This is a genomic window from Oricola nitratireducens (assembly GCF_014904745.1).
GTDB classification, from domain to species: domain Bacteria; phylum Pseudomonadota; class Alphaproteobacteria; order Rhizobiales; family Rhizobiaceae; genus Oricola; species Oricola nitratireducens.
This window is the reverse complement of record NZ_JACZCS010000039.1, coordinates 80,109-99,756: the sequence shown is the minus strand read 5'-3', so window position 1 is coordinate 99,756 and position 19,648 is coordinate 80,109. Positions and strand designations below refer to the sequence as shown.

At 62.6% G+C, this 19,648-nt stretch carries 19 protein-coding genes; 4 read left to right on the top strand and 15 right to left on the bottom strand.

Going from position 1 to position 19,648, the window contains the following annotated elements:
• Positions 1 to 26 precede the first annotated feature (26 nt).
• Positions 27 to 356: a hypothetical protein gene (locus tag IG169_RS18400; RefSeq protein ID WP_193177691.1), complete on the top strand. Its 330-nt coding sequence runs from the start codon at positions 27 to 29 to the stop codon at positions 354 to 356.
• A 139-nt stretch (positions 357 to 495) separates the two neighbouring features.
• Positions 496 to 1,134, top strand: coding sequence for a hypothetical protein (locus IG169_RS18395; RefSeq protein WP_246717447.1), 639 nt, complete (start codon positions 496 to 498; stop codon positions 1,132 to 1,134).
• Positions 1,135 to 1,148: 14 nt separating this feature from the next.
• On the opposite strand, the gene IG169_RS18390 is transcribed toward IG169_RS18395, so the two are convergent.
• From IG169_RS18390 to cpaB, 9 genes are all read right to left on the bottom strand, one after another.
• On the bottom strand, positions 1,149 to 1,937 hold the full coding sequence (locus tag IG169_RS18390) for an ATP12 family chaperone protein (RefSeq protein WP_193177689.1): 789 nt from the start codon (positions 1,935 to 1,937) through the stop codon (positions 1,149 to 1,151).
• A gap of 83 nt (positions 1,938 to 2,020) precedes the next feature.
• Positions 2,021 to 2,494, bottom strand: a complete 474-nt coding sequence (locus IG169_RS18385) for a tetratricopeptide repeat protein (RefSeq protein ID WP_193177688.1) — start codon at positions 2,492 to 2,494, stop codon at positions 2,021 to 2,023.
• Positions 2,495 to 2,629: 135 nt separating this feature from the next.
• Positions 2,630 to 3,565 (bottom strand): type II secretion system F family protein, encoded by a 936-nt coding sequence (locus tag IG169_RS18380; RefSeq protein ID WP_193177687.1) that lies wholly within the window; start codon positions 3,563 to 3,565, stop codon positions 2,630 to 2,632.
• Positions 3,566 to 3,575: 10 nt separating this feature from the next.
• Positions 3,576 to 4,544: a type II secretion system F family protein gene (locus tag IG169_RS18375; RefSeq protein WP_246717446.1), complete on the bottom strand. Its 969-nt coding sequence runs from the start codon at positions 4,542 to 4,544 to the stop codon at positions 3,576 to 3,578.
• Between the two features lies 1 nt (position 4,545).
• Positions 4,546 to 5,964 carry a TadA family conjugal transfer-associated ATPase gene (locus tag IG169_RS18370; protein WP_193177686.1) on the bottom strand — a complete coding sequence of 473 codons (1,419 nt, stop codon included), beginning with the start codon at positions 5,962 to 5,964 and terminating at the stop codon, positions 4,546 to 4,548.
• Positions 5,965 to 6,024: 60 nt separating this feature from the next.
• Positions 6,025 to 7,239 carry a CpaE/TadZ family protein gene (locus tag IG169_RS18365; protein ID WP_193177685.1) on the bottom strand — a complete coding sequence of 405 codons (1,215 nt, stop codon included), beginning with the start codon at positions 7,237 to 7,239 and terminating at the stop codon, positions 6,025 to 6,027.
• A gap of 50 nt (positions 7,240 to 7,289) precedes the next feature.
• Positions 7,290 to 7,553, bottom strand: coding sequence for a hypothetical protein (locus IG169_RS18360; RefSeq protein ID WP_193177684.1), 264 nt, complete (start codon positions 7,551 to 7,553; stop codon positions 7,290 to 7,292).
• A 10-nt stretch (positions 7,554 to 7,563) separates the two neighbouring features.
• Positions 7,564 to 8,946 carry a type II and III secretion system protein family protein gene (locus IG169_RS18355; protein ID WP_246717445.1) on the bottom strand — a complete coding sequence of 461 codons (1,383 nt, stop codon included), beginning with the start codon at positions 8,944 to 8,946 and terminating at the stop codon, positions 7,564 to 7,566.
• Positions 8,943 to 9,881, bottom strand: a complete 939-nt coding sequence (gene cpaB, locus IG169_RS18350; protein ID WP_193177683.1) for a Flp pilus assembly protein CpaB — start codon at positions 9,879 to 9,881, stop codon at positions 8,943 to 8,945. Before cpaB ends, IG169_RS18355 begins: the two co-directional genes overlap by 4 nt.
• 237 nt (positions 9,882 to 10,118) lie before the next feature.
• Here cpaB and parE point away from each other — a divergent pair, with 237 nt between their 5' ends.
• Positions 10,119 to 12,167 (top strand): DNA topoisomerase IV subunit B, encoded by a 2,049-nt coding sequence (parE, locus tag IG169_RS18345; protein ID WP_193177682.1) that lies wholly within the window; start codon positions 10,119 to 10,121, stop codon positions 12,165 to 12,167.
• 6 nt (positions 12,168 to 12,173) lie between these two features.
• On the opposite strand, the gene IG169_RS18340 is transcribed toward parE, so the two are convergent.
• The 3 genes from IG169_RS18340 to IG169_RS18330 form a co-directional block, all read right to left on the bottom strand.
• Positions 12,174 to 13,313, bottom strand: a complete 1,140-nt coding sequence (locus IG169_RS18340) for a DUF2336 domain-containing protein (protein ID WP_193177681.1) — start codon at positions 13,311 to 13,313, stop codon at positions 12,174 to 12,176.
• Between the two features lie 86 nt (positions 13,314 to 13,399).
• Positions 13,400 to 14,002 (bottom strand): flavin reductase, encoded by a 603-nt coding sequence (locus IG169_RS18335; protein ID WP_193177680.1) that lies wholly within the window; start codon positions 14,000 to 14,002, stop codon positions 13,400 to 13,402.
• A 3-nt stretch (positions 14,003 to 14,005) separates the two neighbouring features.
• Positions 14,006 to 14,590: a nitroreductase family protein gene (locus tag IG169_RS18330; protein WP_193177748.1), complete on the bottom strand. Its 585-nt coding sequence runs from the start codon at positions 14,588 to 14,590 to the stop codon at positions 14,006 to 14,008.
• Positions 14,591 to 14,703: 113 nt separating this feature from the next.
• On the opposite strand from IG169_RS18330, the gene IG169_RS18325 reads away from it, so the two are divergent.
• Positions 14,704 to 15,663 carry a hypothetical protein gene (locus IG169_RS18325; RefSeq protein WP_246717444.1) on the top strand — a complete coding sequence of 320 codons (960 nt, stop codon included), beginning with the start codon at positions 14,704 to 14,706 and terminating at the stop codon, positions 15,661 to 15,663.
• Here IG169_RS18325 and IG169_RS18320 read toward each other — a convergent pair.
• The 3 genes from IG169_RS18320 to IG169_RS18310 all read right to left on the bottom strand — a co-directional run bounded on the left by IG169_RS18320 (position 15,653) and on the right by IG169_RS18310 (position 19,629).
• Positions 15,653 to 16,528 carry a lysophospholipid acyltransferase family protein gene (locus IG169_RS18320; RefSeq protein WP_193177679.1) on the bottom strand — a complete coding sequence of 292 codons (876 nt, stop codon included), beginning with the start codon at positions 16,526 to 16,528 and terminating at the stop codon, positions 15,653 to 15,655. The genes IG169_RS18325 and IG169_RS18320 overlap by 11 nt on opposite strands.
• A gap of 114 nt (positions 16,529 to 16,642) precedes the next feature.
• Positions 16,643 to 18,631, bottom strand: a complete 1,989-nt coding sequence (gene thrS / locus IG169_RS18315) for a threonine--tRNA ligase (protein ID WP_193177678.1) — start codon at positions 18,629 to 18,631, stop codon at positions 16,643 to 16,645.
• 92 nt (positions 18,632 to 18,723) lie between these two features.
• Positions 18,724 to 19,629: an alpha/beta fold hydrolase gene (locus IG169_RS18310; RefSeq protein WP_193177677.1), complete on the bottom strand. Its 906-nt coding sequence runs from the start codon at positions 19,627 to 19,629 to the stop codon at positions 18,724 to 18,726.
• Positions 19,630 to 19,648: the final 19 nt, after the last annotated feature.

Below are 19,648 nucleotides of genomic sequence, written 5' to 3'. Positions count from 1 at the left end.
AAGAGAGGGGCAAAAGCGCCGATGCGATGAGGGGCGCAACTGGTTTCGCCGAACTCCGCCCTGTAACCGACCAATCTGGCTTTTATGCAGCCCCGCAAAACACTAATCTGTTTGTTATGGATGATCGGCACGCTTCTTCCCTGGTGGTAACAATTCACGTCCGCCTGACTGACGAGATGGTCAAAGTCTGGCGACCTGTCGCTGCGATTGCGCTCGATGCCGACAGGTATCGCATTGCAGATCAGGTGATACCGGAAGACGAAATCTGGGAATTCAGACCGGGACAAATCGTGATAGCCGCTGAGCAAAACGAAGACAGCGGTACGTTTTTAGTGGCGCTCCACGCCGCTGACTGAAGCTAAACTTATCCACCGCATCCCGGTCGTCCTTATCCTTGTCCGGATGACAGGAACGCAAGGACATGATTTCGACCTGCCCCGCGCGGCGGAACGTTACCGCGACGCGCTGCTGCGCATCGTCGCGGCGCTGTTCGTGATGGCCGGGCTGGACGAGGGCGGCAACGCCACCCTACCGCGGCGCCTGCGAAATCGCATCAACCGCATCCTTCGCCCCGCCGAATCCGCGGCAAGGCGGCTGATCGTGATCGCCGCACGCGGGATTGAAATCGTCCTGCGCCCCGCCTCCCCCTCTAAACAGAAGTCGAAGCCCGGTCGCTCCTCCACCGGCATCGTCTATCCGCCGGGCTACCGGCCGCAAGGCCAGCCCTGTAGGCCCGCGCCGGAAAACCTGGCCTTCCCCCTCATCGATCCCCTGAAGCGCTTCAACTTCGGCCCGATCCGCAGGAAGCCGAAGGCCTTCCCGCGCATCACCTGCATCGGCCTGTCGGAACCGGCGCCGATCCCGGAACACTGGATCCCGTCGCCCGGCGACGAGATCGACGCCACGCGCCTCGGCCTTCGCCTGGCCGCGCTGAAACGTGCCCTCGACGATATCGACGGCCATGCCAGGCGCCTCGCCCGCTGGAAAGCGCGGCGCGACGCCGGTTGCGTCAAACGCTTTTCGCCGATGCGGCCGGGCTGGCCGCCGGGCCGCCGCAAGCGGCGGATCCACGAAGTCGATGATTTATTGAGGGAACTTCATTCGCTGGCGCGCCACGCGTGGGACACGTCGTGAGCCTCCGGCCCGGACTATTTTTCCAGCGCCTTGATCAGCCGGTCGGCGGCATCCATCTCGGCCCGACGCCGGATTCGGCGGTCCTTCGCCTCGGCGTCCTCGCCCCATTGCGCGATGTTCCAGTCCTCGTCGACATGCGCCGCGTCCCAGGCGTCCGCGGCATTCAATTCCCCCTTCCAGACGGCAAGCGCCAGAAGCGCCGATCCTGTCAGCGTCGTCATGGAGTGGATTGCCGCCAATACCAGCGGATCGTCGACGGTTTTCAGATGCACGCCGATCGCCGCGACTGTCTCGCGCGGCTGCGTCACATGGATGACGCCCTCGGCAAGATGGAACCGCGCTCCCGTCAGCGTTTCCGCCCAGTCGACGACCGGATCCCAATGCCTGCGCTGGTTTTCGATCAGGCCATCCGGCCCTTCGGCGCGATAGAACAGCAGATCGGTTCCGCAATAGCGCAGCACGTCTTCCAGCACCGCCTGCATGTCGGTCGAAACACCGTCCGCCGCGGTGTTGGCGAGCCGGTAACAGGGCATCGCCGCAGGATCGATCTCCTCGCCCTGCCCCTCGAACTCGGCGGCGATCAGCGCTGCGGCTTCGGGCGTGGCCAGTGAAAGCGTGTTCTTGCCCGGCGTCTTGACCGCGCGCCCGTCGAGCAGCACGCAATGGGCGCCCTCGCGTTCGCCGGTTTCGACGGTTTTATAGAAGCGTTTCGGCAGCGGCCGGCGCATGTTCGCCTGGGCGCTGCGCACCGGGTCACGCGTTTCGCCTTCGGCGGGATCCAGATCGGAAAGTATGTCGCGCAAGGAATGATCCATCCGGCTTGTTGCAGTCGGGCCGGATAGACCACGTCAATTTGACCATTGCAAGACCGTCGGAGCGGGGGTCGTCAGCCGGCGACGGCGAGTTGCCAGTTGCCCTCGATGATGGCGTTTTCCGGCGCCAGTGCCTTCGCGTCGGCCAGCACCTTGCGCGCCTTCTTGAATTCGCCGCGCAGGATATAGGAATAGCCCTGGTTGTTGAGGATCGACGCCTTGCGCCCCTCGAGCTTCAAGAGCCGGTCATAGGCGCGGTCCGACAGGTCGAAGCGGCCGAGCTGGTCATAGGCGGCGGCAAGCCCGAGCCAGGCTTCGCCATTGTCAGGCGTCGCTTCCACGGCGAGACGGAAATTCTTCTCGGCGAGACCGTAATTGCCGGCGGCGAACTGTTTCGTCGCGAATTCGATCTTGCGGTCGGCGAGATCGCCCTGCGCATTCGCCTGGTAGGCGGAGGTCAGTGTCGTATCGATGGATGACGTCTGGCACCCTGCCAGCACGCCTGCCACCAGCGCGACCGCAAAAAGCCGATGAACACTGTTCTTCATGTCGCTGTCCCCGATTGTCGCCCGGTTGGTCCGGATCTGTTTCTGAAACGATATCGCGAAAGGGTAAATTTGCCGTCGGCAAACGCAGCTAACGCTTTGCAAAAGGCTTCGGTTAAGGAAGCGCGAACGAACTCCCTACGAGTTGAAACGAACGATGATCGGAATGATCGCGATCATCACGACGACCGGCAGGATGCACACCGTCACCGGGATCGACATCTTGGCCGGCAGCGCATGCGCCTTCTCCTCCGCCGCCGACATCCGCTTGTGGCGCATCTCCTCGGAAAACACCTTGAGCGCGCCCGACAGGCTGGTGCCGAGTTCCTTCGACTGCTGCAGCAGCGTCGCAAAGGCGCGCACCTCGTCGACGCCAAGACGATCGGCGAGCGACTTCAGCGCCTCGTTGATGCTTCGCCCGGCACGCAGTTCCAGCGACACCAGCACGAGGTTCTGGCTCAGCATCGGATAGGTCGTGCGGATTTCCCGCGACACGCGCTCGATCGCCGCCTCGAGGCTCATCCCGGCATCGGCGCACACGATCATCAGATCCATGAAGTCCGGAAACCCGTTCCGATACTCGGTAATCCGCTTCGAAACCTGATGTTTGAGCAGGAACGACGGCACGAAATAGCCGCCGATCGACAGGCCGGCCAGCGTGATGATGCCACGCTGCGACACCGGTGCGATATGCATCATGAAGATCATTGCGACACCAAGCACCAGGCCGGCGGCCATTGCCGCGAAGCGCACCAGGAAGAATTTGCCGACCGCATCGGGGTCGAGATAGCCGGCCCGCATCAGCGTCTGGCGCAGCCGCACGACGTTTTCCGGATCGGCCGACGCGTAGAATTCGGCCGCGCGCCGCGCCGCCTTGTCGGCGATTTCGGCGTCCCTGCGCTTCTTGTCCTCGACCGTCGGCAGGCCTTCCTCAGGCTCGCCGAACCGCACGTGAAGGCGCTCGCGTACGTGGTTCTGCTGCCGGCGGTCCTGCATGAAGGAGTAGATCAGGCCGCCCAGTCCAAGCGTGACGATGAAGGCGCCGGCGGGCAGGAGGAACGATGCTAGATCCATGATGCCTCCATCAGAACTTGAAGCTGGCCATCTTGAACATGATGGCATTGCCAAGCACGAGCCAGCCGAACGAGGCGCCGACGAGATACCAGGTCAGCGTGCTGTCGGCGACGTCCGTGTAGTAGGTCGGCATGAGGATCATCACCGCGAACACCAGCAACACCGGCACCGCGGTCAGGATGTAGGCGGACATCCGGCCTTCCACCGAGATCGCCTTGACCTTGCGGCGAAGCTTGCCGCGCTCGCGGATGACGCCCGAAAGGCCTTCGAGGATCTCGCGCAGATTGCCCCCCGTCGTCGACTGGATCGAAACCGCCGTCACGAAAAGCGGCAGGTCTTCGTGGCCGACGCGCTCATAGAGATTGCGCAGCGCCGTCACCATGTCCGAACCATAGGTGACCTCGTCGGAGACGAGGCCGAATTCCGTGCCGATCGGATCGGGCATCTCGCGCGACACCATCGAGACGGCGACTGGCACCGGGTGACCGGCTTTCAGGCCGCGCGTGATCAGGTCCAGCGCCTCGGGCAGTTGCATGCCGAATTTCTTGTGCCGCCTCTTGCGGACCCAGCGCAGGAACTGCACCGGCAGCGCCGGGATCAGCGCAAGCGCCAGCATGATGCCGAATCCGATGCGGTTGATATACAATCCGCCGCCGAGGCCGATAACGACCGCGACGACGGAGGTAACGGTCAGGAATGTCGTCAGCGGCATCACCATGCCGGACTGGATACGCAGATCGCGCAGCGCCGCCATCGGCGAGAACCGGGCGCCCTCCCCGTCAAGGCCGCGCTCCTTGCGCAACTGGACCAGGACTTCCTTCTGGTTGACGCTGCGCTCCTGCAGCCGCATGCGGCGGTTGACCGCCTTGCGCTGCTCGGCATCGGAGGAAAGCAGCATGTAGGCCGCCTCCGCCAGCATGATGCCGGCGCCGCCCGCAAAAGCGTAGACGATATAGAGCGTGACCTGGTCCAGCTCCATCTCAGCCGGCCTGTTTGTTCGACGGATCGAAATAGTCGCCCGGGAACTCGATGCCCATGGCGATCAGTTCTTCCAGGAAGCGCGGACGCACGCCCGTCGCCTCGAAATGCCCGATAATCCCGCCCTCCGCGGTCATCCCGGTGCGGCGGAAGGCGAAGATTTCCTGCATCTGGATGACGTCGCCTTCCATGCCGGTCACCTCGGCGACGCTCGTCACCTTGCGCTTTCCGTCGGACAGGCGAGTGAGCTGCACGATCAGGCCGATCGCGCTGGAGATCTGGCTGCGGATCGAGGCCACAGTCATCGGCATGCCGGTCATGCCGAGCATTTGCTCGAGGCGCGAAATCGCGTCACGCGGCGTGTTGGCGTGGATGGTCGCCATCGAGCCTTCATGGCCGGTATTCATCGCCTGGAGCATGTCGAACGCTTCCTCGCCACGGCACTCGCCGAGGATCACGCGGTCCGGGCGCATGCGCAGCGCGTTCTTGACCAGATCGCGTTGGCGGACTTCGCCGATGCCTTCCGCATTGGCCGGCCGCGTCTCCATGCGCGCCACATGCGGCTGCTGCAGCTGCAGTTCGGCGGCGTCCTCGATCGTGATCAGGCGCTCGTCCTCGGAGATGAAGGCCGAAAGCGCGTTCAGCATCGTCGTCTTGCCGGTACCGGTACCGCCGGAGATGATCGTGGTGATGCGGGCGAAAACGGCAGCCGCCAGGACTTCGGCCATCGGCTGCGTCAGCGCGCCGAATTCGACCAGCTTGTGCAACCCCATCTTGTTTTTGGAGAATTTCCGGATCGACACCAGCGGGCCGTCGACGCCGATCGGTCGGATGGCGGCATTGAAGCGCGAGCCGTCCAGCATGCGCGCATCGCACATCGGCTGCGACTCGTCGATGCGACGGCCGACCGCGGCGACGATCTTGTTGATCACGCGGAGCAGATGCGCTTCGTCCTTGAAGGGAATGACCTCCTGGACGAGCTTGCCGCCGCGCTCCACGAAGCAGTTTTGGTAGCCGTTGATCAGGATGTCGCTGACCGTCGGATCCTTCAGCAGCGGTTCCAGCGGGCCGAGACCGACCATCTCGTCGACAAGATCGTCGATCAGCGATTCCACTTCCGCCGCATTGAGCGCCAGGCGTTCGGAGCGCACATAGTCGTTGACGAATGTCTGGACTTCCTGGCGCATCCGGTCTTGCGGAAGCGCCTCGAGCGCCACCAGGTTGATTTCCTCGATCAGCTTTCGGTGAAGTGTCACGCGGGCGTCGAGCGTGCGCTCCTGCGATTTCGCCGCGGCGCGTACCGGCGCCGGTTTGACCGTGCGCTTGTTCGGGATAACGACCGGCTTTTCCTCGACCGGCGGCGCCGGATTCGCATTCGCCGCCGAATCGCGCGTCTTGAGCTGAGTGAATCTGCTTGTCATCGTTTCACTGAATTCCCTGTTGCTCCCGGTCTGACGCCGGATAAGCGGATGCGGCCATGCCTAGCCGGCCTTCTTGAGCAGACCTTTTCCGAAGCCGAGGAAACCGCGCTTGCGTCCGGTTTCCAAATGCAATTCCTCTGGCAGGATGATGCGCTTGAGATCCTGGACGACATTGGCGTCCGGATCGATTTCCTGCAGCGGCACGCCGCGGTCGACGGCTTCGCGGACCAGTTTGTAGTTGTTCGAGATTCCGCCCGCGAACCGGTCGCCAAGCAGTTCCTCCACGTCGGTGGACCGGATACCGCCTTCCATGGCCTTGGGCGCATAGCGGTTGATGATGACGCGCGGCTTGACGTCCTTGCCGATTTCGCTCTCGATCGCATTGATCAGGCGCTGCGTGTGGCGCAGACACGGCACCGTCATCTCGGCCGTCAGATAGACATGATTGGATCCGCGCAGCACCGTTTCCGTCCAGGGGAACCAGGTACGTGGCATGTCGATGACGACATTGTCGAAATAGGCCGACACGAGATCGAGAACGCGCACGACAACGTCGGCGTCGAAGGAACGCATTTCGGTCGGCCGCGTCGGCGCCGCCAGCACCGCAAGCCCGGAGGGATGCTTTGACAGCATCGCGTCGAGCAATTGCCGGTCGAGGCGTTCGACCTGGTTTTCGATTTCCGTGATGTCGAACCGCGGTTCGAGATCGAGATATTCCGCACACGATCCGTGCTGGAAGTTCAGGTCGACCACGCAGGTCGAGGCTGCGCGGGTCGCCGAACGGTGCAGCAGGAAGGCTGTTTGCAGAGCGATCGTCGTGTTGCCGACGCCGCCGGCCGCCGGCATGAAGGCGCTGATGTCGGCTTCGCCGCTTTCGTTCTTGTCGACGCCCTTGAGGGCACGGATGCACGAACGCACGAGATCGGTGGTCGTCACCGGCTTCACCAGGAAATCGGCAACATGCAGTTGCACGATAATGCGGACCATCGACGCGTCGCAGCCCCTTGCAACGACGATCACCGGAACGCGGTCGGAAAGCCTGCGCGTTACCCGCTGCAGTGCTTCCAGCCGTTCCAGATCCGCTTCGTCGAGATCGATGATGACAGCACCGGCCTCCGCGTCGCCGATCTCGCCCTGAAGTTCGGTGACGGCCTTCTCGATCGTGATCAGCTTGATCGCGTCGGAGACCGAAAACGCGGTCTGGGTCGTCGCGACGAACTGTTTGTCGGTCGAGACGAGTACGATCTTGTTGTTCAGTTCCTTCGTACCTGTCATTTTTTATTCAAAAACAGCGTGTTGAGCTGCCTTCCTCATGTTACGAAGTCTCATTGCGTCAGCGATGTCGTCCCACTGCCGGCGGCCGCCTGGTCGGATTGCGCTTGTTGCTTTCCGCGATCGGCCGGCACGATCAGCTTGGTGTCCTGGACACCGGCCGGCCAGGGATCGATGATCTGCAGCGTGCTGTTGTGGGCGATGGCATCGCCGCCCGTGAGAGTCAGGCCTTCCAGATTCTTGTCCTCGGCGTTGACGCAGCCCGACAGGACGGAAGCGCCGTAAGCGATCGCGAGAGCGGTGATGATCTTGCGCATGGTCCGTCTCCTAGCCGCCGATATCGAGCGTGAGGATGTGACCGGTCGTTCGCGTCGCAGGCATCGTTTCGCCCCCCATCGCCGCGGTCCGGACCTCGTCGACGCCAAGGATGTGTTCCTGCACCGTTGCGGGACGCGATCCGTCAAGCGGCGTGGCGACCGGTGTGCCGGGCTCGATCGGCTGCACCAGATGCGGCGTCACGATCATTACGAGGTCGGTTTCCTTGCGCTGGAATTCCTTGCTGGAAAAAAGCGCGCCGATCACCGGCACCTTGCGCAGTCCGGGGAGGTTCTTGCCGCCGACGGTGTTCTCGGCCTGAAAGAGACCGGCCATCATGAAGCTCTGACCGCTGCGCAGATCGACCTTGGTCTGCGCGCGCCGCACCTGGAAGACCGGATACTGGCCGCCATTGGAGAAATCGATCGAGGAAACCTCCGGTTCGATTTCCAGCGAGATCAGTCCATGCTTGAGGACCGTGGGCGTGAACTGCAGACCGACACCGAACTTCTTGTAGTCGACAGTTACGTTGCCGTCCTTGTCGGAAATCGGGATGGGATATTCCCCGCCGGCAAGGAAGCTCGCCTTTTCGCCTGACCTTGCGACCAGGTTCGGCTCCGCCAGCCGGCGGGCAACGCCCCGGTCTTCCATCGCCTTGATCGCGACATCCACATTGACGCCGCCAAGCAACAGGCTGCCGAGGAAATTGCCTGTGAAAACGTTGTTGTTCGTTGCCGAGGTGACGCTGCCGGAATCGGATCCGCCGCCGCTCGTATAGCTGAGCTTGTTGATGTTGACGCCCAGTTCCTGGCCGGCATTCCGGTTGATTTCGACGAACCGGACGTTGAGCTGAACCTGCTGCGACGAGGTGATGTTCACCGAATTGATGATGTCGTCCTCGGTCCCGGCGAACTTGGCCGCGATCTTGTTTGCCCGATCAGCGGAAACCTGATCCGGCGCCTCGCCGGAAAGCACGACCTGGCCGTTGGTTGTCGTCACCTTGATCTTGGCGTCCGGCACGTTCTCGCGGATCGCCGATTTCAGGCGTGTCGTGTCCACGCTCACCTCGACGTCGATCGAGCCGATCAGCTGCTTGTTCGCGTCGAACAGCGCGATCCCGGTCGTGCCGGCGGCAATCCCGAGCACATAGAACGAACGGTTGGTCAGAGGCTGGACATTGGCGATGTCGGGATCGCCGACCACGATTTCATGGAAGGAATTCTGCGTCCGGATGGTTTTCGGCTTGCCTTTTTCGATCGTGATCAAATGCGTGCGGGAAGTCGAGATCTTGAGAACGTTGCTCTGCGCCTGCGCCGCCGGGATCGGGGTGCAGGCCAGGGAAAATGCCGCCAGGGCGCCGATGAGTAGATTCGCTTTCGGACGGAAACGCATCATTGAACCGCTCCTTCGTCGCGGACGTCGTAGGTTTCCACGTCAGCCCTGCGGCGAACCGTAACCTTGGCGGTGGAGGAACCGGTCGGGGTGCCGGCGTAAGACGACGTTATGTTCTCGTCGATGCCGTGCATCGGCATCTTGAATTCGTCTTTGGCGACATCGCCTGCGCGGCGCAGTTGCAGCGAGAGGCTTCCCGCCGATTGCGCCGCCGTCAGCGCCTTGGCGCCGGACGCATCGACCTCGAGCGTGACCGCGCGCACGATCACCGGATCGGATTGGCGCTCGTCGGCGATCTGGTCGATCGACAGTACCTTCACATTCGCCAGCACGACGGTCGTCGCGACGAAGCTGTCGGAATCGCCGGTAAACGTCCGGTCGCCGGCCGGTGAAACCTCGATCGGGGCAACGCTGCCATTGCTGTCACCGCCCTCGCCTTTGTTGATCTTGAAAGTGCGTGTCAGCGCAATGTCGACCCGGTCGCCCGGCACCACGAACCCGGCGACACCGGTAATGTCGTCGACGCGAATGGTGACCGCCCGCATCCCGTCGTCGATACGGCGCGAAAGCGTTGCGCGCTCGTTCGGATCGGTAACCTTGGAAACCAGGATCGGCTCGTTTGTGTCGATTGCGGTCAGCGCGATGCGTTCGCCGCCCGAGAGCAGATCGTCGATCGTCGAAAACGAACCCTTGGGCAGATTATCTTTCGGCCACGGCAGTTCCTTCAGCATGCCCGGATCGATCAGCGTGCCGTAACGCATCGGCTCGGCGGCCGCGACGATTGTGGAAAACTGCGTGGAAGATGCGGCGGCGTCGTGAACCTCGACAGTCTCGACCACTGTCTTGACGTTGCTTTTCAGCCAGAAATCGGCGGCGACAATCGAAAGTCCGCCGAAGACGACGGCGATACCGCCCATAATCAGGAGTTTCTTGTTCACGTCGACCCAACCTCAATCCGCGATGCGGATGCCCGTTTCCCCCGGACTTATTGGGTCACGATGACGTGGAACGATGAATATTCGTGTAACAGGAAATTTCAAATTATCATTGTTGGTGACTGTGGTTAAATCGCCGTAAAAGCCTTGCATGACAGGGGATGCCTGTTCGCGTTCGGGCGAACCGCATGCAATATTGCAATTTGATTCGGCTAGAGAAACGCTTCGACTGAAATGGCAATGGACGACAACAGCGATCTTTTCGGCGGTTTTCAGGACACGCCCAAAGCGCCCCGCGCCGATGCGCCGGTCCGCGAACGAGCGCCCCGGGCAAAGGCGAAACCCGCTGTGGAAAAATCCGACGAATACGATGCTTCCGCCATCGAGATCCTCGAAGGCCTGGAGCCGGTGCGCCGCAGGCCGGGCATGTATATCGGCGGCACCGACGACAAGGCGCTGCATCACCTCTTCGCCGAGGTGATCGACAATTCCATGGACGAGGCCGTCGCGGGTCACGCGACGTTCATCGAGGTCTCGCTGGACGCCGAGGGCTACGTCTCAGTCTACGACAACGGCCGTGGCATCCCCGTGGACCCGCACCCAAAGCACAAGGACAAGTCGGCGCTCGAAGTCATCATGACGACGCTGCATGCCGGCGGCAAATTCGATTCCAAGGTCTACGAGACTTCCGGCGGCCTGCATGGCGTCGGCGTCTCGGTCGTCAACGCGCTGTCGGACGACCTCGAAGTCGAGGTGGCGCGCAACCGCAAACTCTACCGCCAGCGCTTCTCGCGCGGCCATCCGGTCTCCGGCTTGGAGGAACTCGGCGACATCTCGAACCGCCGCGGCACGAAGGTGCGCTTTCATCCCGACCCCGAGATTTTCGGCAAATCCGCCAAGTTCGAACCGGCGCGGCTCTACAAGATGGCCCGTTCGAAGGCCTATCTCTTCGGCGGCGTCGAAATCCGCTGGTCCTGCGCGCCCGAAATGCTCGGCGAGAAGGACCAGACGCCGCCCAAGGCGGTCTTCCATTTCCCCGGCGGCCTGAAGGACTATCTCGAGGCGAGCCTCGGCGGCGAGCAACGCGTGACGGCCAACATCTTCGCCGGCAAGAGCGATCGCCCCGGCGGCCACGGCTCCGTCGAATGGGCGATCACCTGGCACGGCGGCGACGGCTTCATCAACAGCTATTGCAACACGATTCCAACCGCCGAGGGCGGCACACACGAGGCCGGTCTCCGAACCGTACTGACGCGGGGCCTGAAAGCCTATGCCGAACTGGTCGGCAACAAGCGCGGCGCGGTGATCACCACCGACGACGTGATGATCTCGGCGGCCGCGATGCTTTCGGTCTTCGTGCGCGAACCCGAATTCGTCGGCCAGACCAAGGACAGGCTGGCGACCACTGAGGCCCAGCGCATCGTCGAGCAGGCCTTGCGCGACGCTTTCGATCACTGGCTCACAGCCTCGCCGCAGGAAGCCAACGCTCTCCTCGACTGGGTGGTCGACCGGGCCGACGAACGGCTGAAACGCCGTCAGGAAAAAGAGGTTAACCGCAAGACCGCGGTGCGCAAGCTCCGCCTGCCCGGCAAGCTCGCCGATTGCAGCCAGAATTCGGCCGCCGGCGCCGAGCTCTTCATCGTTGAGGGCGACTCGGCCGGTGGCTCGGCGAAACAGGCGCGCGACCGCAAGACCCAGGCGATCCTGCCGCTGCGCGGCAAGATCCTGAACGTCGCCAGCGCCGGACGCGACAAGCTGATGGCCAACCAGCAGATCGCCGACCTGATCCAGGCGCTTGGCTGCGGCACGCGCGGCAAGTACCGGGATTCCGATCTGCGCTACGAGCGCGTCATCATCATGACCGACGCCGACGTCGATGGCGCCCACATCGCGTCGCTGCTGATCACGTTCTTCTATCAGGAGATGCCCGAGTTGATCCGCAACGAGCATCTGTTCCTGGCGGTTCCGCCGCTGTTCAAGATCACGCAGGGCGCCAAGTCACTCTATGCGCGCGACGACGCCCACAAGAACGAATTGCTGGAAACCGAATTCACCGGACGTGGCAAGATCGAGATCAGCCGCTTCAAGGGTCTCGGCGAAATGTCGGCGCACCAGTTGAAGGAAACGACCATGGACCCGAGCGTGCGTGCGCTATTGCGGGTGGAAACCCTCGATGATCAGGTGGAAGCCACCAGGGCGACGGTCGAAGACCTCATGGGTACCAAGGCGGAGTCGCGCTTCCGCTTCATCCAGGAAAACGCCGCCTTCGCACACGATCTCGATATCTGACGCGTTTCAGGCCGCGGCCAGATCCATCGCGTGGCGCCGGGCGTTCTGGCGGATCATCTCGAGATAGATCGAGCGTAGCAGCGCGACGATATCGTCGTTTGCATGGTTCTTGCGATCCGCGAGGCCGGACTCGAACTCCTCCATCACCAGACGCGTGACTTCCTGCGCGCCGATCGTCATGCGTCCGTTGGCGACGTCGCGCCAGATGCGGATCGCCGACAGGAACAGCGAATGCACCGTGCGTGCCAGCCCCGAGGCGTCGAGCAAGGCGCGCAGCTGGTTGTCGCGCTCGCCGACGAGAATGGAAGTGACGCGCTCATAAGCCTGACCGGAAAGATCGGCGAGCACCCGCGCGACGAAATCGATCTTGCCCGCGCAGACCGCGCGGATAAGCAGTTTCGTCGTCAGCGCGCCCGTCGCGCGCAATTCGGCGATCAGGTCGCCGATGCCATCGTCCATCCGGCCCGAAGCGAGAAGCACCAGCGCGTTTGCCGCCGCCTCGCCGCTGACCCGTTTCGCGCCGGTATCGCCGAGAATACGCGCAATGAACGGCGCCTTGGCGATCGCGTCCCTTGACGCCTGTAAGACCTTCAGCCGGTGGACGGGCGTCAGATCGGGATCGGCGAGCAGAGCGCCGCGAACGGCCGCCTCGTCGAGATGCCGTTCGATGATGATGTCGCGACAACGGCTACAGACCTGCGCGTTGTGGTTGGCAAGAAGCGTCACGACCGCATTGCAATGACCGTATTCGGCGATCGCTAGCGCCAGGCTGCTGGAGACTTCCGGCCGGTCGGCGATCAGAACCTGGATGCGCGGTTCGGCGACCGTGACGCGCGAGATCAGGTCTCCGTCGCGCAACACCGGCGAACGCGCGATGACAAGGCTTGCGATGTCGTATTGATCGCCAGCGAGCGCGGTGACGATCTGCGGCGGTGCCGCGCGGCTGTAGGCGACGGCCTCGGCAAGCGCCAGCCTGACCTTCGGCGACGGATCGTCGAGCAGCAGCGTCATGGCCGCATCTGCCGCGCAGCGTTCCTCGAAATCCATATCAGATTGCAGATAGGCGCGACCGAGCGCGGAAGCCGCCGCGGCGCGTTTGGACACGTCCGCCGCCTGGCTCCATTTCAAAAAATGCTGGATGATCATCGAGCGATTCCCCTGACCCTGTCTTCGGGGACTCACGCTAGGCGCAAATGGTTTACTTTTCGTTCACCATGTTTGCCAAGGCAACATTAACCGGTTGTCGGCCGCGGCAGCGTCACGATTTCGGGCGCCATCCCGTAATCGAGATAGCCGAGCCGCGTCACCGGCTTCGCCTTGGCGAGATCGAAGAATCCGTCCGTCAGCATCGAGTCGTCGATATGCACGCCGATTACCTCGCCGAACACGGCCCAGTTGCCTGTGACGTCGCCGTTTCTGTCCTTGAGACGGGATATCTCGGTGACAGCGCATTCGAGCGCCGCCGGCGCGCCCGCCACGCGCGGTGCCTTCACCAGCCGGCATTCGGCTTCCGCGAGCCCCGCCTCGGCGAACTCCGAGATACCGCGCTCATAGGCAAATGACGTCTGGCTCATCGCCTTGAACTGTTTTTCCCCGACAAAATTGCAGACGAATTCGCCCGTTTCCTCGATGATCGAAACGCTGTCCTTCCGGCCGCTTGAGGAAAACATCACGATCGGCGGCGTGTCGCAAACAGCGTTGAAGAAGGAATAGGGCGCAAGGTTGGGCGTGCCGTCGCCCGCCCGTGTCGAGATCCAGCCGATCGGGCGCGGCGCAACGATCGCCTTGAACGGGTTGCGCGGCAGACCATGACCTTTCGAAGGTTCGAAAAACACCCGCTAACCCCCGTATTCGCCGGCATAGTCCGAGATGAGTGTATCGATGTCCGGGCGCGGGCGGTCCGCGATTTCGCGGTCGCACGAGCCGATATGGACAATGCCCGCCATGCGTTCATGCGGCGCGAGACCGAGGATCGCCCGGCCCTTCTCGTCGTCGCTGTACCACCCGGTGACCCAGTTCGCCGCGAAGCCGGAGGCGGCTGCGGCATGCAGCAGGTTCATCGCGACGGCGCCGGCGGAAAGGAACTGCTCCCAGTCCGGGATCTTGTCGCTTTCCTTGGCGGACGACACCACGCCGACCGCCACCGGGGCGCGGCACAGGCGATTGCGTTCGCGTTCGATCTGGTCTTCCGGCATCGGGCCATTGCGTTCCTGCGCCCGGACGGCAAGCTTTTCGCCGATCTCCCGGCCGGCGGCCTCACGGTAGATGATGAAGCGCCAGGGCTCCAGCCGCCCGTGGTCAGGACTGCGCGCCGCAATCGAGAGCATCTCGCGCAACTGGCTTTCGTCGGGCCCGGGACCGGTAATCATCGTCAACGGAACGGAACGGCGGGATTTCAGGTAATCGGCAAGGGAAATGGTCATAGTCACGAAAATGCTCGAATTTGGCTTATGGGTCTGGTTCGATATGGCGTAACGGTCTTTAAATTGCCAGCGCCAAGGGAATCATCGAAGCGGCAAGGGACGGAATTCGATACATGCGATCTAGCCTGCCGAAATCAAGACGCGTTCTCATGGTGTTGGGCGCTTTTCTTGCGCTGACGCTGCCGGGTCGGGCGCAGGACCAGGACGCACCCTTCATCGGCAAACTCGACCTCCCCGGAATCGTCAACTATGCGCCCGCGACCGTGTCGCCCGGCGCGCTGGCGCAAGGCACCGCCACCGAACTGTTCCTCGACGCACAACTCGCCGACGATACGGGCGTCATCCGCAAAGGGCTGATCTGGCGCATATTCGGCTCGAGTCCCGACGCCGACGGCAAGCTGCCCCTCCTTGCGACGGCCAAGGGCGGGTCGACCCGCCTGCAACTCAGCCCCGGCAGCTATCTTGTCCACGCGGCCTTCGGCCGTGCCGGAGCCACCACCCGCGTCACGATTGGCGCCGAACCGCGCCATGAGACCATGGTGCTGAATGCCGGCGGACTTCGCCTCGAAGGCGTTCTTCCCGACAACATTCCGATGCGCAAGGACAAGCTGACCTTCAACATCTACGACTCCAAGGAAAACGAGAACGGCGAACGCCAGCTGATCCTGCCCAATGTCCGCCCGGGACGCACCGTTCGCCTCAATGCCGGCACCTATCACGTCGTTTCCAACTACGGCGACGTGAACGCCACGATCCGCGCCGATATCCGCGTGGAGGCAGGCAAGACGACGACGGCGAAGGTCGAACACCGTGCCGCCCAGGTCACGCTGAACCTCGTGCGCGGCGAAGGCGGCTTTCCGCTTGCCGATACCGCATGGTCGATCCTCGGCGCATCGGGGGACGTGATCGCCGAAAATGTCGGCGCCTTTCCGACCATGATCCTCGCCGCCGGCGACTACACCGTCATCGCCAAGAACAAGAACCACGTCTATCAGCGCGACATCAAGATCCGGCCGGGCCGCGATATCGTGGTCAAGGTCGATACCGAGACCGCCGAGCAGATCACTCAATAGCGCTCGGCAATGCCGGCGGACCGCCGGCGCGGCGGCGGCGCGGATTGGGATCGAGCGAGAAGACCGCCTCGTGGATGCGGTCCAGCAACACCTTGCGGTCATCGATCCCGGCCAGTTCGTCCCATGGCATGATATTGCCGATCCAGGCCTTGATCTGCTTGCCGTAGAGGCGCTGGAACTCGCGGATCAACAACGAGGTGCGCAGCGTCAGCGAGAACTGGCTGACGAGATGAAACAGGCGGCCGTTCTGGCCTTCGAAATAGACCGGGATCACCGAGGCATGCGCCGCCTGGATCAGCCGCCCGGTAAACATCTTCCACGGCAGGTCCTCGGCGCGTCCGAGCCCCTTGTGTGCTGTGGCGACGCCACCGGCCGGAAAGATCACGATCGTAACGCCTTCCTTTAAAAGCCGCACCGCTTCCCTGCGTGTCTGCAGGTTGAGCGCCACGGCTTCCTTCGTCTCCTCGAACGAGATCGGCAACGAATAGGGCCGGATTTCCGGCACTTTAAGCAGGTCGTTGTTGATGATGACGCGAAACGGCCGGCCGAGATGCTCGGCCAGCGACAAAAATGCGATCCCGTCGCCGATGCCATACGGATGATTGGCAACCATCACGATCGGCGTATCGGGAATTTTCGCCGGTGGCCACTGGCCGTCGGCCCGGAGCTTCACCTCGATCAGGCTCAGCATCTCGGTGAAGACGCTGTCGCTCTTGCCGAAAATCTCGTTTCGCCAGTACTCGTAGAGATCGGCAAGCCGCTCGCGACCGGACCAGTTCTCGATCGTTCGGATGATCCAGCGCCTGAAAGGCGGATCATCCGGCCGTGCATAGGACAGTTCTGCAAATCGGACGGCTCTCGTCATCCGCGCCTAATCTCCACCCGCATTATCTGTACAAAGGTGATGCATCGAAGTCGAGTTGCAAGCAAGAAACCGGCGGTTTTCCCCGCCGGTTCCTCGCGTTTCGTCATGCAGGTGTCACATGCCGCGCTTGCGCTTGATATCCGGCGGCGTCGCCTCGTCGACGAGTTCCACGGTGATTTCGTCGACCGTCTTCGATACCTGGTTCTGCGAACCGAGCCGCCGCACATTGACGGTGCCCTCCTCCGCCTCGCGACGGCCGCAAACGAGAATGACCGGGACCTTGGCGAGCGAGTGCTCGCGGATCTTGTAGTTGATCTTCTCGTTGCGCAGATCGGTCTGCACCTGAAGGCCCGCGTCCTTCAGCTTCCTGGCCACGTCGGTCGCGTAATCGTCGGCGTCCTGCGTGATCGTCGCGACAACCACCTGCACCGGCGCGAACCACAGCGGGAAATGGCCGGCATGGCTCTCGATCAGGATGCCGAGGAAGCGTTCCAGCGACCCGACGATCGCGCGGTGCACCATCACCGGCTGCTTCTTTTCGGAGTCCTTGTCGATGTAGAAGGCGCCGAAACGCTCCGGCAGGTTGAAATCGACCTGGGTCGTGCCGCACTGCCACTCGCGCCCGATGGCGTCCCGCAGCGTATATTCGAACTTCGGTCCGTAGAACGTGCCCTCGCCCTCGTTGATGCCGGTCTTGATCCGGTTGTCCTCGCGCGCCATCCGCGCCAGCGAGCGCTTCAGGATGTCCTCGGCGTGATCCCAGCTCTCGTCCGATCCGACACGTTTTTCCGGCCGCGTCGCCAGCTTGACCACCACTTCTTCGAAACCGAAATCCTGATAGACCGACATCATCAGGTCGTTGATCTTCAGGATTTCCGCTTCCAGCTGGTCCTCGGTGCAGAAGATATGCGCGTCGTCCTGCGTGAAGCCGCGCACCCGCATCAGCCCGTGCAGCGCGCCGGACGGCTCGTAACGATGCACCGCGCCGAACTCGGCCATCCGGATCGGCAGTTCGCGGTAGGATTTCAGCCCGTGCTTGAATATCTGGACGTGGCCGGGGCAGTTCATCGGCTTCAGCGCGAAGACGCGGTTGTCCTCGGCCTCCTCGTCGGCGCAGGTGACCGCGAACATGTTTTCGCGGTACCAGCCCCAGTGGCCCGATATCTGCCACAGCGAATTGTCGAGTACCTGCGGCGCGTTCACCTCGTCATAGGTATCCTCGATGCGCCGGCGCATATAGGCGAGCAGGTTCTGGAACATCCGCCAGCCCTTGGCGTGCCAGAAGACGACGCCCGGCCCCTCTTCCTGGAAATGGAACAGGTCCATCTCGCGGCCGAGACGGCGATGGTCGCGTTTTTCCGCCTCTTCGAGCATGTGCAGATAGTCGTCGAGTTCCTTCTGGTTGGCCCAGGCGGTCCCATAGATTCGCGTCAGCATCGGCTTGGTCGAATCGCCGCGCCAATAGGCGCCGGCGACCTTCATCAGCTTGAACGCCGAACCGATCCGCCCGGTCGAGTCCATGTGCGGACCGCGGCACAGATCGAACCATTCGCCCTGCTTGTAGATCTTGAGATCCTGGTCGTCGGGAATGGCGTCGACCAGTTCCACCTTGTAGGCCTCACCCATGTCGGCGAAGACGTCGCGCGCCTTGTCGCGGCTCCACACTTCCTTGGTGAAGGGCGAATTGCGCTGGATGATCTCGCGCATCTTCTTTTCGATCACCGGCAGGTCTTCCGGCGTGAACGGCCAGTCCTCGCGGGTGTCCGGATCGATCCGCTTGAAATCGTAGTAGAAACCGTTCTCGATCACCGGGCCGATCGTGACCTGCGTGCCCGGCCACAATTCCTGCACGGCTTCGGCCATCACATGGGCCGCATCATGACGGATCAGTTCGAGTGCGCGCGGATCGTCGCGCGTCACGATTTCGATCGCGCCATCGGCCACCGGGTCGGCAAGGTCGCGCAGATCGCCGTCGAGCGCGATGGCGACGGCCTTCTTGGCCAGCGATTTGGAAATCGATTCCGCGACATCGCGGCCGGTCGTGCCGGCATCGAACTTTTTCACGGAACCATCGGGAAATGTAAGTGAAACGGCGTCAGCCATGGTCAGGTCTCCTTTTCCAGTCCCGCATACGAGCGCGGGTGGTGAACAATGCGCGCTATGTAGGCAATGGCCTCGCGCAAGTAAACCCGGGACTATCCGGTGCTTCGCGGCCCTATTACGACCTTGGCGACAAACCCGAGCACGTGTTTGGCGATTGCCGCTGCCGGGCCCGGTTCCATGTGGAAATGGTGATGCCCGTCAACAGTGACCGTCGTCAGGTCGTCGATTGTGGTCTCCGCCATCGTCATCGAGTCGGCCGCCCAGTCGCGCTTCACCAGCCCGTCACTCGCCCATACGTTCAGGACAGGTACGGAGAGAGCGCGCAGGACCGCTTCGATCTGCCGGTTGTTCAGCTTGATCGCCGACGGGCTGTAGAGACGTTGATCGCCGCGCAGCAAAAAACCGTCTTCGGTCTTTTCCAATGCGCGCGCGGCGAACCTCTCCGCGATCTTGCGGGTAACGCCGTAGCGTTCCCGGCGCTCGACGAAGTCTTCGACCGAGGAAAAATGCCTTTGCGATCGCGTGGCGATCCGCGCGGTATATCTGAGGCTGTCCCGCAATTGGTGGACAAAGTCCGCGTCTTCCTGCGGGTCCGGCACCAGTCCGTCCAGTGTAATCAGCGAACGAATGTGCTCCGGCATTGTGGCCGTCAGCAGGGTCGCAATCATCGCACCGCGGGAGTGCCCCATGATCGTGCAATCTTTCCAGCCGAGACGGTCGATGACTTTCAGCAATTGCGGGATGTCGTCCCAGATCAGATAGGTCGCATCATCCGAACGGTGATCGCTCAGCCCATGGCCCGTCAGGTCGAGCGCTACCACGCGGCACCCCTTGAGCATTGGCGCCAGCACCTCGAAGCTCGCGGCATTGTCCAGCCATCCATGCAACGCCAGCACAGGATGTCCGTCCCCGGGGCCCCACGCCATTCCGGCGATGGTCAGCCCATCGACAGTCCAAGTCAGCTGGTCGGGAGAGTTAGGTACTTCCATCCGATTCATGTCGCCGAACAATCTCCGT

Bases quoted from the DNA above. Each gene is read 5' to 3' on its own strand.
- IG169_RS18400 (WP_193177691.1), top strand. From the start codon at position 27: ATGAGGGGCGCAACTGGTTTCGCCGAACTCCGCCCTGTAACCGACCAA.
- IG169_RS18395 (WP_246717447.1), top strand. From the start codon at position 496: ATGGCCGGGCTGGACGAGGGCGGCAACGCCACCCTACCGCGGCGCCTG.
- IG169_RS18385 (WP_193177688.1), bottom strand. From the start codon at position 2,494: ATGAAGAACAGTGTTCATCGGCTTTTTGCGGTCGCGCTGGTGGCAGGC.
- IG169_RS18380 (WP_193177687.1), bottom strand. From the start codon at position 3,565: ATGGATCTAGCATCGTTCCTCCTGCCCGCCGGCGCCTTCATCGTCACG.
- IG169_RS18375 (WP_246717446.1), bottom strand. From the start codon at position 4,544: ATGGAGCTGGACCAGGTCACGCTCTATATCGTCTACGCTTTTGCGGGC.
- IG169_RS18370 (WP_193177686.1), bottom strand. From the start codon at position 5,964: ATGACAAGCAGATTCACTCAGCTCAAGACGCGCGATTCGGCGGCGAAT.
- IG169_RS18365 (WP_193177685.1), bottom strand. From the start codon at position 7,239: ATGACAGGTACGAAGGAACTGAACAACAAGATCGTACTCGTCTCGACC.
- IG169_RS18360 (WP_193177684.1), bottom strand. From the start codon at position 7,553: ATGCGCAAGATCATCACCGCTCTCGCGATCGCTTACGGCGCTTCCGTC.
- IG169_RS18355 (WP_246717445.1), bottom strand. From the start codon at position 8,946: ATGATGCGTTTCCGTCCGAAAGCGAATCTACTCATCGGCGCCCTGGCG.
- parE (WP_193177682.1), top strand. From the start codon at position 10,119: ATGGACGACAACAGCGATCTTTTCGGCGGTTTTCAGGACACGCCCAAA.
- IG169_RS18340 (WP_193177681.1), bottom strand. From the start codon at position 13,313: ATGATCATCCAGCATTTTTTGAAATGGAGCCAGGCGGCGGACGTGTCC.
- IG169_RS18330 (WP_193177748.1), bottom strand. From the start codon at position 14,590: ATGACCATTTCCCTTGCCGATTACCTGAAATCCCGCCGTTCCGTTCCG.
- IG169_RS18325 (WP_246717444.1), top strand. From the start codon at position 14,704: ATGCGATCTAGCCTGCCGAAATCAAGACGCGTTCTCATGGTGTTGGGC.
- IG169_RS18320 (WP_193177679.1), bottom strand. From the start codon at position 16,528: ATGACGAGAGCCGTCCGATTTGCAGAACTGTCCTATGCACGGCCGGAT.
- thrS (WP_193177678.1), bottom strand. From the start codon at position 18,631: ATGGCTGACGCCGTTTCACTTACATTTCCCGATGGTTCCGTGAAAAAG.
- IG169_RS18310 (WP_193177677.1), bottom strand. From the start codon at position 19,629: ATGAATCGGATGGAAGTACCTAACTCTCCCGACCAGCTGACTTGGACT.